1 protein-coding gene is annotated in these 15,651 nt (G+C 69.5%); it reads left to right on the forward strand.

The features are described 5' to 3' along the window. The first annotated feature begins 126 nt into the window (after positions 1 to 126). Positions 127 to 15,024: an EndoU domain-containing protein gene (locus SNE206_RS39100; protein WP_407918359.1), complete on the forward strand. Its 14,898-nt coding sequence runs from the start codon at positions 127 to 129 to the stop codon at positions 15,022 to 15,024. Positions 15,025 to 15,651: the final 627 nt, after the last annotated feature.

The following is a 15,651-nucleotide window of genomic DNA, read 5'->3' on the forward strand; positions in this document are numbered from 1 at the left end:
CCGGTGTTCACCACGCCGGATGGGCGGGTTCTGGCGGGCAGTTACCGGTTCGACGTGAACGGGGTTCCGAAGCCGGACAGTTGGCGTCCGGGGCGGTTCACGCTGCAGCCCGCGCGTGGCGCGGGGGTGAGTGCCGATCTCGGGTCCGACCTGATCGAGGCGCTGCAGGACCGGGTGCCTGCCCTGCTCGGCGGTACGGTCTTCCCGGTGAGCACGGACCGGGGGGCTCCCGCGCCCGCCGAACTCGTGCGGTGGATGCCGAAGAAGAAGTCCAAGTCGGGCCCCGCATCCCAAGCAACCACACAGGTTGCGAGCTCCGCCGGCGCCCCCGCCCCCGCCTTGGCCGCGGCGACCTCGGCCGTGAGCGGGGAGCACATCTGGGTCAGCTTCGGGGATCCCGAGCGGTTCAGGCAGCACATCCTGTCCCTCGAACTCAGGATGGGCACGGATCCGTTCTCGGGGCTTGAGGTCTCACGGCTGGTCGGCGGTCACCAACTCGACGCCGACGGGACGATCCCGGTCCGGGACAACGGTGTGGTGGTGCGCGTCACTGTGCCGGAGGGCTCGAGGACGGAGCCGCTGGCGAACGGCGTGTTCGATGCAACGGTCGAGTACCGGCCGCTGATCGGCGTCCCGGTGACGAAACTGACCACCTTCTACCCCGCCCACCTGACCTGGGCACAGATGAAGAGGAGTGCCGCGGCGGCGTACCGGAACGCCGTGCTGGCCGGTGAGACGAACCTCTCCGGCGGATTCCACACGGCGTCACCCGGCATGGACCCGCTGCTCGGCAAGTTCATCGGCACCGACATCCACGGCAACTGGCTCGCCGGGTTCGTCTTCGCCGGCGAAATCCAGACCGCCTTCCCGCTGAACCGCGAGCCCAGCACCCCCCGGACGGGCAACCCGAACCCGTGGATGAAGCCGACGCTCCCGACGGCCATCATGCCGACCGCGCCGGACTCGCTGACGGTGCCGGTCACGGTGGTGCCCGTCGTCGCAGGGCAGCCGATCACGGAGGAGCAGGCAGCCGTGGGGCAGCCGATCGCTGTCGACTCGCCGGTTGCCGGGATCGAGCAGGACCTGGCGGATCTGTCGGCGGTGGCCCCTCCGGCCGGCAAACTGAAGGCGGAAAGGATCCAGACATGGGTTGACACCCTGTGGGACGCGGGCCGCCGTGCGCGAGCCGCCGGAGCGTTGTCCGCCATGTCGCTGGCAGACCAGGTGTACGCCGCACTGGAGCGTGCGAAGCGCACCCCTGGGGGACATCGGGACTCGATGGTGGCCCAGGCGCGCACGCTTGTCGCGGTAACGGCAGCCGAGTTCCTGATCGCTGCAGGCCCGGACGAGCCGGTGGCGATCGCCGAGGTCGAAGGGGTGCTGACCCTGATGCGCGAGGCCGTGGACGCCCAGCTCCTCCTCCCGGACGGTCGCTTCCACGGCCGGACGGGCGAGGTGCTGCGTGCGCTGGCCGCGCTGCAGGAGCTGGGTGAGGACCGGACGGGCGAGGAAGCGTGGCCGGCCTGGATCAGCCAGTGGTTGGCGGTGCTGCACAGTACGGTCCTGGTGGAGGGGCAGGCCGAGTCGGTGCCGCGCAGTGTCTACGACCAGCACCTCCAGACGCTGGCGACCCACGGTGTCCTGTTGCAGAGCCACGGCCGGCTCTCGGAGGACATGCTCAAGGTGTACCTGGACCGGCTGGTGCTGAAGCCCCGCCACGAGGCCGAACAGCGGCTGTGGTTGAGTGACATCCAGTACTCGATCGGTTCCTACACGGGGGTCGAGGCCGCGGACCAGCGGCTGGAGTACCTGGCCACCGAGCAGAAGCGCATCGAGGACGGCCAGGGCAAGAATCCGGCCCAGCGCCGTGCCTCCGGTGCGGACGATCGCTACACCACCTGGGCCGAGAAGATCTGGGAGCGGATCGGCGAATTCCGCTACGAAATGGACCAGTTGGCGGACATCGCCCCTGCCGCCGCGCCGGAGCAGAAGCGGTTGCAGTTTGCTGCCCGTGTGCTTCAGATCGGTGTGGCGGCATGGTCCGCCCGCGAGCGTGGTGCCATGACCTACCTTCAGTCCAGGGACTTCGTCGGACAGGTCCGGTCCCTGGTGGGCCTGTTCGATCCGGCCCGTGCCGAGCGGGTTCGGCCCTACGCAGAGGGTGCGCTCCGGGCGATCAGGACGGTCGGTGCGATCCTGCAGGAACCCGACCGGCAGCAGGACGACGCCTCGGAAGGCGCGTGGGTCCAGCTGACGGATGCTCTCGACGCGGTCGAAGCCCAGCTGGCCACTATGAACCGCGGCGCCCAGTTCCAGCACGCCTTCTTCACGACCCAGCTGACCGAGAACGCACGCCTGCTCAAGCGCCTGCGATCCCGGCTGGGAGAGGAAGACGCCGAAGCCGCGTTCTTCGAGTCGGTCCAGGCACGGAAGGACAGCACGGATCCCGCGTGGCTCCGAGGAGTCGGATATGCACTGGAGATCGCCTCGATCGAGTCGGTCAAGGATGACGGCGAATGGATGTTCGCATTCGGGCGGCCGGAAGGTCTCACCGCGAAGGACCTGAGCCGGCGGCTCTCCACCCTGATGGGACGGACCGGAAGGGACCGGCTGGCACTGGGCGTGACCTCCCCGCACCGCATGATGCTCCTGTTCGCACAGCTCGAACGGCTCGGGCATCTCACGGACAACCCCAGGGGCTTCGTTCTCGGACTCCGGACCAAGGCGGCGCAGCTGGTGCGTGCGGTGCAGGCCCACCTGCTGAGCGGTTCCACCCGGCGCATGTTCGTGCTGAACGCCACGTCGGACAGCCCGTACGCGGCGGTGACGGCACGTCTGGAGACGGTGGCGGGTGCATGGGTGCAGCTGGTGAGGTTCGGGCTCGCGGACGAATCCTCCGTGCGTGAGGAGGTGACACGAGGCAAGGTCTTCGCGAAGCTGGCGGAGAGCTTCGGCCTTCCGGCGCTGGGCGACCAGGTCTCGCTGCTGTTCGACGTCCATCTTCGCGTGGTCCGCGGTCCGGCCCGGCCCGCGGACGGGAGGAAGTGGCGCACCGCGCTCCTGACGGAGCTGGAGGGCCTGGTCCGCGGCCGCAAGGAGAAGCAGAAGGTCGTCGTCGCGGCATACACGCAGGACTCGCCGGTCCGGTACGCGGGTATCGTGCTGAGCGCGCTGGTGGAGCAGGCCGCCGCGCAGACGGCGGAGCCGGGTCAGGACTTCAGGGAGCGGACCCGGGCCATCCGCAGTCATCTCCAGAAGCAGACCACCGACACCCTGTACCAGGTGGTGGAACCTCCTGTCCTCGCCCCGGCGCGGCCGGCCCCGGTGCCCGACCTGCTCTCGGTGCAGGAACACGCGGACGTCGACCGGGCGCTGCAGGACCTCCAGGCGATGATTCCGATGGTCCTCTCGGGCCACCTGGATCAGCGGTCCTTGATCACGGCGAGCGTGCACGCCAGCAGGCTGGTGGCGCGGCAGTCGCATGCCGGTCTGGTCCTGCGTGCCCTGGTGCTGACACTCGCCGTCAACCCGGAGCACATCGATCCCGCGCTCAGCAAGCGCCTGTTCGAAAGCCTGCTCGCGCATGCCGATCCCGGGCATCCGTACTCCCTCGTGTCCGGCACCGACGTCGACACGTTCATCACGGACGAGGCGTCGACCTTCAGCGAGGCCGGCCCGGGGGAGATCCTTGAGGTCGACCGGGTGGCATGGCTCTCGGTGCTGGCGTTGGCGGTGAACGACCGCCAGTGGCTGCGTGACGGATACGGGCAGATGACCGCCGCGCAGCTGGCGGCCCTGCTCGCCGAGGACGGCCGGTCGCCGGAGGCCGCGGCAGTGCGGACGGCCGTCCGTGAACGGGCCGGAAAGGTGATCGAGCACGGCATCAACGCCGTCAGCGGCGGCTACTTGACCGCCGGGCAGTTCGAGCAGCGCCTCGACCAGCTGCCGGCCGATTCCGAGCTGATGATGGAGGAGGACCGGCCCGTTCTCCTCGGTACGGCCCAGCTTGCGGCCATGGACTTTCTCTCCAAGGACCTCGGTCGCCTGCCGATGTCCGAGGAGGACTTCGTCGACCAGCTGGACGCCATGGCGCGGCTCACCGCCCAGCTCCCGCCGTCGGCCGACGAGGGCGCCAACGCCCTCGTGCGCGATTACCGCAAGGGCTTGCAGCGACAGCTCCTCCACCTCGCCGTCTCCTCGGAGAACGGAGGGTTCGGCCTCCTGTCACGGTACGCGGCGGTCGTCGCGCTGGCCGAGGAGTTGCGGTACCGGGGTGCGTTGTTGGCGGAGGATGTGGTTGCGGCGGGGGTGGCGTTCGGTCGGTGGTTGGGTGCGTTGGAGCATGCGGGGTTGGAGGCGTTCGGGGTGGCGCCGGGGGTGGTGCGGTCGGCGTTTGTGCGGTTGTTGTCGGTGGAGGTGCCGGAGGGGTTCGGGGAGCGGGTGGGGGTGTTGGCGGCGCGGTTGGCGTCGTCGGACGGTGCGGGTGCGGGTGCGGTGGTGGCGTTGGGTGCGGGGGAGATCGCGTCGTTGCGGGAGAGGCTGCGTGGGGAGGATGTCCGGTCTCGGAGCAGGCTGCCGCGTGAGGGGGGTGGTCAGGAGATCGCGGACAGGGTGGTCGATGTGGTCGCCCGTCTCGCCACACGTATCACGGCGGTTGCCGAGCAGAACCTTGTCGATGAGGACCGCGACGATCTTGGCAGCCGCGTGGACCGCTGGCTGGCCGAGCTGGTCTCCTTCGAGACCGCGCTGAGAATTCTGGAGAGTGACGCCCGGGTCGACTCGTTGGCGACGCCGTCCGGCCTGTTCATGCCCGCCAAGGGCGTCGCCGGCTTCGAGGACGACGGCCGGGTACAGCTCCAGGCTGCCTTCTCCTTCCCGCGAATCGGCCACGCGGCAGTCCTGCACGTCCACACCGACGGCTCGGGACTGTTCATCGTCGGCGACCGGACACTGGAGCCGACGGAGTTCTACCGGGAGGTGATCGAGCCCGGCGGGCTCGGCGCCGGGCAGCTCCTCGTGTTCGTGGGCTGCAACGTGGACACACCCATAGCCGGCGGTCCCTCGGCCGCGGAGATCATCCGGAGGCTTGCGCCGAAGCTGCACCTGGTGAGCGCCGACGGACCTGTGTTCACCGCCCCGGACGGGCGAGTCGTGACCGGCCGCTACGAGCTCGACGCCGATGGGCGTCCCAAGGCGGGCAGTTGGCAGTCGGCCCGGTTCGTTCTGCGCCCCGCCCACGGCGGCGCCGGCGTCGACCTCGGTTTCGACCTGCTCGCAGCACTGGAGGAGAAGGTGCCGGCCCTGCTCGGCGGCGACTTCCCGGTGAGCGCGGAGCGAGGGGCTGAGGCGCCGAACGGGCTGGTGCGGTGGATGCCCAGGAGGAGGTCGCAGCCCGGCTCGTCGTCCTCGGCCTCCGCCCAGCAGGCGAGCCCGTCCGGCGCGTCCGGCCCGGCTCCGGTACAGGCGGCGGCCGCATCCGCGGTGAGTGACGAGGACGTCTGGGTCAGCTTCGGCGATCCGGAGAGGTTCAAGCGACACGTCCTGTCCCTCGAACTGCGGACCGGTACGGATCCCGTCTCGGGTCTTCCCACGGCCCGGCTGGTCGGCGGCCATCAGCTGGATGCGGACGGGATGATCCAGGTCCGGGACGGCAACTCGCTCGTCCACGTGGAGGTGGCGGTGGACTCCGCGGACGAGCCGCTGCCCAACGGAGTGTTCGAGGCGGTGGTGGAGTACCAGCCACTGGTCGGAGGCTCCGTCACGAAGCTGACCACCTTCTACCCGACTCATCTGTCGTGGCAGCAGATGAAGAAGAGCGTCGCCGCGGCGTACCGCAACGCCGTCCGGTCGGGTGAAGTCAATCTCTCCGGCAGCCTCGGGACGGCCAGGGCCGGCATGGACTCTCTGCTGGGCAAGTTCCTCGGCACCGACATCTACGGGAACTGGCTCGCCGGGTTCGTCGTCGCCGGTGACATCCGAACGGCATTCCCCGTCCGCCGGGAGCAGGCGGCCCCCCGAACGGACAGGCCCAACCCGTGGGTGGTCGGCGGTGAGGCTACGGTCGAGCAGATCCTTGCTTCCCGGGCACCGGAGGCATCGGCCACCCGGCCGAGCGCGGCAGAACGGGCGAACCCCGTCCTTCTGCCGGAGGCGGCCGCGCAGACGAGCACGGCCGAGCAGCCGGCTGCCGTCGCCCAGGCGGGCGCAGCCACAGAGGTGGACACGGCCGAGAGGGATCTGGCCGAGTTGAAGGCCGCCGTCGTGCCGACGGGCAAGCCGACCGCAGAGAAGGTGCGCGCCTGGATCGAGACCCTGTGGGGCACCGGCCTGCGCGCCCTACGGGCCGGCGCACTCACCTTCGACGAGCTGGGCAGGGAGGTGGACGTAGCGCTCCAGCGGGCGCAGCGCGCACCGGTGGCAGAGCGCAACTCCCTGGTGGCGTCGGTGAAGGCACTCGGTGCGGTGCTGGCAGCGGCGAAGCTCGTGGCCCCGGTGGCCGGTCGCACTGCCGATCTGGCCGAGGTTGGCTCCGTGCTGCAGGCTCTGCGCCAGACCGTCGCCGCCCGGACGCGGCTCGACCAGCTCTTCGAAGGCCATGCCGGTGAGGTGCTTCGGGCGCTGGCGTCGGTGGAGGAGATGAGTGCCGATTGGGCGGGCGGTCAGCCGTGGCCTTCGACGTTCAGCCAGTGGCTGGCCGTGCTGCACAGCGGCATCATGGTGGCCCGTCAGCAGGGGACGGTTCCCCGCAGTGTCTACGACCAGCACCTTCAGGTTCTGGCGACCAGCGGAGTCGCGCTGCTGAACTCCGGCGAACTGACCGCCGCCGACCTCCAGGCAGAGCTGGGCCGTCTGGTGCCGAGGCCCCGTCCCGAGACCGAGCAGCGGATGTGGCTGAGCGATGTCCGTTATGCCATCGGCTTCAAGGATGCCGCGACCGCGGTGGGGGCCGCAACGGACCGGGCGAAGTACCTGAGTACCGAGCAGACACGACTTGACGACAACCAGGGCAAGAACCCGGCGCAGCGCCGCGCCGGTGGAGCCGACGAGCGCTACACCACGTGGGCACAGGAGATTGGGGAGCGGATCGAGTCCTTCCAGGACGACATGGAGCGTCTGGACACCCTCTTCCCGTCCCTCCGCGCCGAGAAGGACAGGCTGTTGTCCGCCGGCCATGCGCTGCAGATCCGAAGGCAGCTCTGGTTTGCTCGAGAGATCGGTCACCTGCCGTATGCAGGTGCCATGGCTTTCATGAAGCGTTGGATGGCGATGCTGGAGATCTTCGCAAGGGACCAGCGCATCTTCGACGAGTACAGCTCGGACGGATTCGCAGCCGTCCGGGCGGTCTCCGCCCTCCTGCGGAGCAGCAGTGCCGCCGACGGCGAGGCCAGCCTGCACCAGTGGTCGCTGCTCTGGCGGGAACTGGTTTCTGCCGAGTCCACCATGCTTCTGTCCGAGAACGGTCCGCAGCGCGACCACGCCAGTCACATCACCCGAATCCGCGCCCATTCCCTGGCGCTGGACGCGGTACGTCTGGATCTGGACGATGCCGCAGTGCGGGCGTTCACCACCAAGACGGCCCAGGAGGTGGCATTGCTGCAGCTGGCCGCCGTCGACATGCCCAAGGCGGAGGTTGCTCGGGCGTCCGCCACGGCTGCGGAGGGGGATATCGCGTGGGCGCTGGCCATAGGCAAGCCTGCCGGCGCGTCCGCCGTCGACCTGGAGAGCCGGGCAGCGAAGCTGACCGGGAAGGCCGGTCGTGAACGCGTCGTGACGGGCGTGACATCGCCTCGCTGGATGATGCTGCTGGTTGCACACGTCGATGTGCTGCGGCACTTGGCGGCAGAGCCGGAGAAGTTCGCAGCAGACCTGAGGAGGAGGGCCCGCGGGCTGGTCCGAGCCGCGCAACTGGAGCTTTCGAGCGCCTCCATGCGCAAGATCGAGCTTGCCAATGCGACGTCGCGCACGCCGCGCGCCGCACTCGCAGCGCGTCTCGAGACCATCGCCGGCCTCTGGGCGGAGCTCGTCCGCTTCGGTTATGCGGACGAGGCCTCGGTCAGAAAGGAGATGCAGGCCGACCTGGCTCTGGAGAAGCTCGCACAGAGCCACAAGCTGCCCGAGATGGGACTGCAGGCGGCGAAGCTCCTGGACGTCCACCTCCGGATCGCTGGGGCCGCACAGCAGCCGGCCGCTGCCAAGAAGTGGCGTGACAAGATCGTGGCCGAGCTGGAGGCGATGGTCCGCGGTCAGAAGGGGAAGGGGGAATTCCTCGTCCAGCCGTACACGGAGGACTCTCCCGTGGGGTATGCGGGCACCGTCCTGGACGCGCTCGTGGAGCGGACCGCCGACCATGTGCCGGCCCCGGGACCGGAATTCACCGCAGCGGTCGCCAGGGTGCGCAGTGCCCTGCAGAAACTGACGGGTGAGGTCTCCCTGTCGCCGGAGTTCCCGCCGATTGCCCCCGCGCTGCCACCTGTTCCCCAGGTGGTGCTCTCGGAGGAGGACCGGACCGAACTCGAGGGCAGACTCGGCGAACTGGCGGCCACCGTGCCTCTCCTCCTTCAAGGCGCCGTGAGCGGGAGCGACTTCGCCGTCGCGTCGTACGAGGTGTCCGAGCTCGTCGCACGCCAGTCCGACCCGGTGCTCACCGTACGGGCCACGTCACTGGCGATGCTGGGCCGACCCGAGTTCGACGGGGTACTTGTCCGTAGGCTGCTCAAGGCGGTCCTGCAGCTCGGAGACCCTGGTGCGCCGCGCCGGGCTGTGGTGGCCATCGACATCGACGCGCTCCTGTCCGATCTGGAGGAGAGGATCGACCGGGCCCGGCGGGGTGAAGGCGCGGACCATTCCGACCTGGACCGCCTGAAGCGGGCCGTGCAGATGGCGCGCAGCGATCGATGGTGGCGGCAGGTCGGGTTCGACGGGACGGTGGCCGCGGGGGTCGTCGAGCTTCTGGAGATCGCGAGGACCAGCGCGGGGCAGGCCCTTCCGCCGCTGGTCTCCCGTCGTGTCAGTGAGCTGATGGCCCACAGTCTGTTCGGTGTTCTGCACGGCTTCCTCACGGCCGACCAGTTCGATGCACGACGTCAGGAGGTGCCCTTCCCCAGCCAGGGTGACCTCGGGCCGGGCATCGTGTCCCTGCTGGGGACCACGGTGCGCAACAGCTTCTATGCCCGCGCAGAGGAACGGGGCCGAACCCCGATGTCCGCGGAGGAGCTGGCCACCAGCCTGGACACCATGGCGAGGTACACGGCGCTGCCGCCGAGGACCGCCGCCCTGCCGCCGGAGGAGCAGGAGCAGCAGCTCGAACTGCGGCGGTGGATGTCCCACCTGCGGCTCTTCCAGGAGTACGGAGGCGTTGGCCTGCTGCCTGGACTGACGGCCATCAACGTGCTGGAGGAGGAGCTGCGCTACAGCGGTGCGGTGTGGTGGGGCGACAGGGCCGAGCAGGTTGCCCGATTCGACCGTTGGCTGCGGGCGCTGGAGCACAGCGGCCTCGATACCTACCGAACCGCACCGGCAGTGCTGCGGTCCGCGTTCGTGCGGTTGCTCTCGGTCGAGGTCCCCGAGGGCTTCGAGGAGCGTGTCGGCCTGTTGGCGGCCCGCCTTGGGACACCGTCCCCGGCGGAGCCGCTGGTTCCGCTCGGTGCGGATGCCCGCACCGCGCTGAGGGACAGACTGCACTTGGAAGACCTATGGTTCCGGTACCCGATCGCGGAACCGCAGGCGGGGCAGGAAGTCCGGTCCCGGGTCGCGGACGTGGTGGCGCGCCTCTCCGCACGGCGCACCGGGACGGCCGTCCCGGACACCGGAGTCGCCGGGGAGCAGCACCTGGCGGCGGTACGGAAGGCGGTCGACACCTGGCTGCGGAGCGACGCACAGGAGCCTGCGCACTTCAACTCCCCGCTCGAGGTCCTGAGCGAGGAGGCGCTGTTCAACGGTCTGGTGATGACGCCGTCGGGGATGTTCGTGCCGGCGAAGGGCGCCCAGGGCTTCGCCGACGACGGATGGACCCAGCTCCAGGCCGCGTACGGCTTTCCCAGGATCGGCAACGCGATGGTGGTCCATGTCCACACCGACGGTCGGGGACGTTTCATCGTCGGGAGCCGGGCAATGGAGCCCGCGGACTTCTACCGCCAGGTGATCAAGCCGAACAAGCCGGAGAACGGGCGTCTGCTGGTGCTCGTGGGCTGTGACGTCAACACGTCGGCGGCCGGCGGCCGGTCCGCGGCCCAGGTGATCCGCCGCCTGGCCCCGGGCCTGCACCTGGTGAGCGCCGACAGCCCCGTGTTCACCACGCCGGCCGGTCGTGTCATCGCAGGAACGTACGTGTTCGACGCGGACGGCCGCCCGATCGCAAGCGATTGGCGTTCCGGTTCGTTCGTCCTGATGCCGGCCGGTGGCGGCGACCCGGTCCCGCTCGGATCGGATCTGCTGGCGGCCCTGGAGGAGAAGGTGCCCGCCGTCCTGGGCGGCGATCACCCGGTGAGCCCCGTCCGTGCCGTCAAGCCCCCGGCGGAATTCGTCCGGTGGATGCCCCGGAAGAGGTCGGGTGCTGCGACTCCGACGCCGTCCGTCAGCACCTCGGGCTCCGGGGCGGCCCAGGCCAGGACGGCGGCTGCACACCCGACCCCCCAGGTAAGGGAAGAGGACATCTGGGTCAGCTTCGGCGACCCTGCGCGTTTCAAGCGGCACATCGTCGCGATCGAACGGAAGGCCGCCACCGACCTGTTCTCGGGGCTCCCGGTCTCCCGCCTGGTCGGCGGCCACCAGCTCGACGCCACAGGCTCGATCAGGGTCTGGGACGGCCAGTCGACGACCGTGGTCAGCCCGGCGGACGACACCAGGAGCCTCCCCCTCGCCAACGGAGTCTTCGAAGCGATCGTCGAATACCGGCCGCTGATCGGACAGCCGCTCACCAAGAGGAGCACCTTCTACCCGTCCCACCTGACGTGGCCACAGATGAAGAAGAGCGCCGCCGCCGCCTACCGCCACGCCGTACGAGCAGGGGAGGTCAACCTCTCCGGCGGCTTCCTGTCCACGACCACGGCAGGTGTGGACCCCTTGCTGGGCAGGTTCGTCGGCAAGGACACCTTCGGGAACTGGCTCGGCGGCTACACACAGGCCGGCGAGATCCAGACCGCGTTCCCGCTCTACCGACAACCGGCCCCGGCCGACCAGCCCAACCCCTGGTACCCGAGCGCCCTGAGCACCGCGACACCCACCGCAGCCGACGGCGACAGCACGGCAGCACCCACACAGAAGGCGAAGAAGACCGGAACGACCTTCACACCCGGCGCCGGGACCGCCACGTCCGCCCTGTCGGCCCAGGCGGACCGGCCGACGCACTCCGCAGCGGTGCCCTCGGCAGGCACACCCACCACGGCGGACGCCGACCTGCTGGCCAGGACCGTGCTGAACCGCCCCAAGGCGAAGGCAGCCGAAGTGCGGGAGCGCGTGGACGCACTCTGGGGGGCAGGCCGGCGACAGCTCGCCGCCGGCGCACTGACCTTCGAGGACCTGCTGCGGGCCATCGACACCGCCTCGGCCAGAGCGCGCCAGCTGTCGCAGCTCCAGCAGGGCACGACGGCACGGTCGCTCGACATCCTGCACGCGGTCACGATCGCCGAGCAGATCGCAGCGGACGCCCTGGCCGGCCGCGAGGTCGGCGCCGGTGCCGCCGAGGCCGCCCTCGGATCATTGCGCGACACGATCCGGACCCAGCTGGTGGTCGGGGAGGACTTCCACGGCCACGCCGCCGAGGTCTCCCGAACGCTCGCAGCGCTCCAGGAACTGAGCGGCGACTGGGAGAACAGCACACCGCTGCCCGAGCACTTCGGCCACTGGCTGGCTGTGCTGCACAGCAGCGTCATGGTCAACCGGACACAGGGCTCGATCCCCCGCAGCGTCTACGACCAGCACCTGGAGGTCCTCGCCGCCCGGGGAGCCGCCCTCGTGCGGAGCGGTCAGATGTCGGCCGCAGACCTGCAGCAGATGGTGAGCCAACTCGGCCTGAAAGCCCGTCACGAACCCGCCCAGCGACTGTGGCTGAGCGACATCCACTACACCATCGGCACCGCCGTCGCCGCGACACACCTCCAGGCGGTCGGGAAGCGTCTTGCGGACCTCGCCGCAGAGCAGACACGGCTCGACGAGAAGCAGCGACAGAACCCCGCGAACCGCCGCGGCGCGAACGCCGACGAGCGCTACACCGCCTGGGCGAGGGAACTGGCCGCACGCACCGAGACGATCCACCAGGAGATCGAGGACTACGTGACGGAGTTCCCGGACGAGCAGGAATACCAGGGCAAGCCGCTCTTCGACAGCTACGTCCTCCAGATCAGGCAGCAGCTCTGGCGGGCCAAGGAGATCGGCTACATGACCCACCGGGAGGCGATGACGCTCTGTACCCGCCAGGACGAACTCGGCTACCGCTTCATCGACACCCCGATGCTGGCCGGCTACGTGCAGGCGGCGGTGGACACCATCCGGGCAGTACGCGCCCTCATCCGCCACCCCGACGACCCGGCCAAGAACACCACCGAGGCACTCTGGACGGATCTGGAGCTCCGACTCGACCAGATCGAGGTCGCGTTCCTCTCACAGCAGCCCGGGCCCCAGAGGGCCTATGCACAGGTGCTCACCAATCAGGTCTTCATGGCCAACACACTCAGTGGGCTCCGCGCCGATCACACCGAGGAACGGGCAACCGTTCTGCTCGATGGCATCAGGGCCAAGCAGGCCGAACTCCGTGCGGAGCAGCGGGGCGACAGGACCCGGCTCAAGGAGGCCGAGCTGAACGGAGCCATCGACGAAGCCTCCTGGTCCCACGTCACCTCCCAGCCGGGAGGACCGTCCGAGCAGGACATCCGGGAGCGGGCCGCCGACCTGACCGGCGACACGGCAAGGGAGCGTCTTCTCACCGCCTCCGTCACCCCGCGCCGACTCATGACCCTGCTCGCCCAGGTCGGCCAGCTCCGGCACCAGCTCCCCGATCCGAAGTCCTTCGCCACCGACATCGCCGACAGGGCGGTCCTCCTGGTCAAGACCGTTCAGGCGGAAATCGTCAGCGGCGGCACACAGGGCGACCGGGTTGCCAACGACGTCTCGAACTCCGCCCACTCCGCGCTGAGCGCCCGTATCGACACCATCGCCAACGCCTGGGTCGAGCTGGTCCGCTTCGGCTTTGTCACCGAGGCCGCCGCCAGGGAGGAACTCGACGCGTCGTCGGTCATCGAACGCCTCGCCGCCGACCACGGCATGCCCGGCCTGGGCGCCAGATCCCGGAGACTGCTCGACCTCCACCTCACCATCATCAGCGGCCCGAGCCGGTCGGCGGACGCCAGGAAGTGGCGCTCAAGGCTCCTCGGCCAGCTCGTCGCCGAGGTGCGGGGAGGCACCGGGGCTAAGGGCGTCACCATGGCCGCCTACAATGCCGCCGACCCCGTCCGATACGCCGGCCTTGTCCTCGACGCCCTGGTCGAACAGGCCGGCCGTCACGATCCCGCACCGGAGGAGGACTTCCACAACACCGTGCGCGGACTCCGCAGCGCGCTCAAGAAGCTCACCCCCGACCTCTACTTCGCCGACCCGGACCGGGAGCCGGACCCGGCCAGGCCGCCGGCTGCACTCCACCGCCTGTCGCCCGAGGAGACCGACGAGCTGAGCCGACAGCTCGACACGCTCGCCGCGCTCCTTCCCAAGGTCGTGAACGGAACGCTCCCCGGCGCCGACTACAGTGCCGTGGCGGCGCAGATCGCACATCTGGTCGGCCGCCAGGGTGACCCCGCCCTCACCCTCCAGGCAACGGTGCTGGCGGCCCTGGGTGACCAGGAGATCAGCAGCGGCCTGAACCGCAAGGCTGTCGAAGCCCTGCTCCACCTCACCACGGGTGAGGCACTGCCCGAATACGTGCGCGGAGTCCACCTCGTCCGGCTTGCCCAATCGATCGAACAGACCGCCTCCGCCTCGGCCGCCGGACCGGTCGGCCAGAGAACCATCGCCGGGACCAACCTCGCGCTCAACGACCTCGACTGGCAGGCTCTCCTGGCAGAGGACACGGCCGGGGAGGACGAGTCGCACGGTGAGGCTCGCGGAAGTACCGGCCTCGGCCCCGCCGCGACCCGGGCCGTCGAGAGCCGGAGAAACGTCGTGATGGTCGACGGCATCAGCGCCGTCCGACGGGGATTCCTCCCGGTCGAAATGATCTGGAGCCGCATCGAAGAACTGGCGTCACTGCCCGGCAGCGGTGTCTCGCCCGACGCCGTCTCACATGTCAAGGCAGCGGCCCAGATAGCCGCCCTGGGTCACCGACTGGACACATTCGGCCTGACCCCCATGCCTGACGAGGAATTCGCCTACCACCTGACCGGGCTGGCCGACTACACCGCGCTCCCCGCCACCAGCAGCGACGGTGAGCCGGAGGAACCCTACGTCGGCTTCTACCGAACCGACCTGCGCCGACAGCTGGACCGGATGCAGGTCATCGAGGAGCGCGGCGGATTCGGTCTCCTGCCACGGCTTGCGGCGATCACCGTCCTGCGGGCCGAACTCCGCTACCGCGGCGCACTGCTCGGTCAGGACTCCGGCGAGACGAACCTCGCATTCGACCACTGGCTGCGGGCACTCGAACACACCGGACTCGATGCCTTCCGCGCCGCGCCCTGGCTGATGTGGCCCGTCTTCGCCCGCATGCTGACCGCCGCGGTGCCGCAGGAGTTCGACACCCGGGTCGGACTCCTCGCAGCCGCACTGGCAGAGCCGACCGCCTCGACCGATACCCTCCAGCCCCTCGGCCTCACGGCCAGGAGCAACCTGTGGAGGGACCTGTTCGACTTCGCGCGTGTCAGCCCGGCCAAGCCCCGTCCCGACGGTGAGCAGCCACTGACCGACAGCGTGGCCGAACTGCTCGCCCGACTCCTGGAGCGCGTCCGGGAGACCCCGGTCCAGCTCGCCGGCAGGGAGTCCGCAGCCCGGATCGAGAGCTACCGCAGCAAGGCGGAAGCCTGGATGGGGCTGAAGCTCTGAAGACCACGCGAGCAGGAAGCTGACGATCGGGGGCGTCCTCGCCGCTCGGTGACCTCGACCGGGGTGGTCGGTCCGGTGCCCGGCTCTCGGCCGGTGCCGCCGAGAGCCTAGGCAGGGCATCGTCGGCCCACGCCGCGATTGCGGTCAGGGACCTGACCCGGCCGAGCATCGCAGACCGCCTGCGCCGGCACGAAGGCGAGGGAGTGGCGCGGCCGGGCCCCTCCTGCGGGAACTATTTGATTAATCATCAACTCTCTTACCCCGCAAGACCGACGCAGCCCGAGCACGGACGAAGGCCAGGTTCGGAGAAGTGCGGATAAAGGCCAGGTATCGAATTGCGTATGGGCTGTGGATCGGTGAACGGGAGTCTTCGTGGTGGTCGTTCCCTTTCTGGGGTACTGCTGTCCGTCGTTCCTGGTTCGTCCGGTCGGGCCGGTCGGGTCGGTGTGTCGGTGTGTCAGCGTGCCTGGTCCTGCTTCGTTTTGTCGTTTTCGTGAGGGGTTGTGTGATGTCGCATTCGTCGATCGAGATCGGTGATGATTTTGCGGCGTTTTTCTCGAAGGTGACGGGGATGGAGTGGCCGCGGGCGCGTGAGGGGGTGTTGCGGGATGTGCGGGACGACTACGA

The sequence above is a fragment of the Kitasatospora sp. NE20-6 genome, from assembly GCF_045862635.1.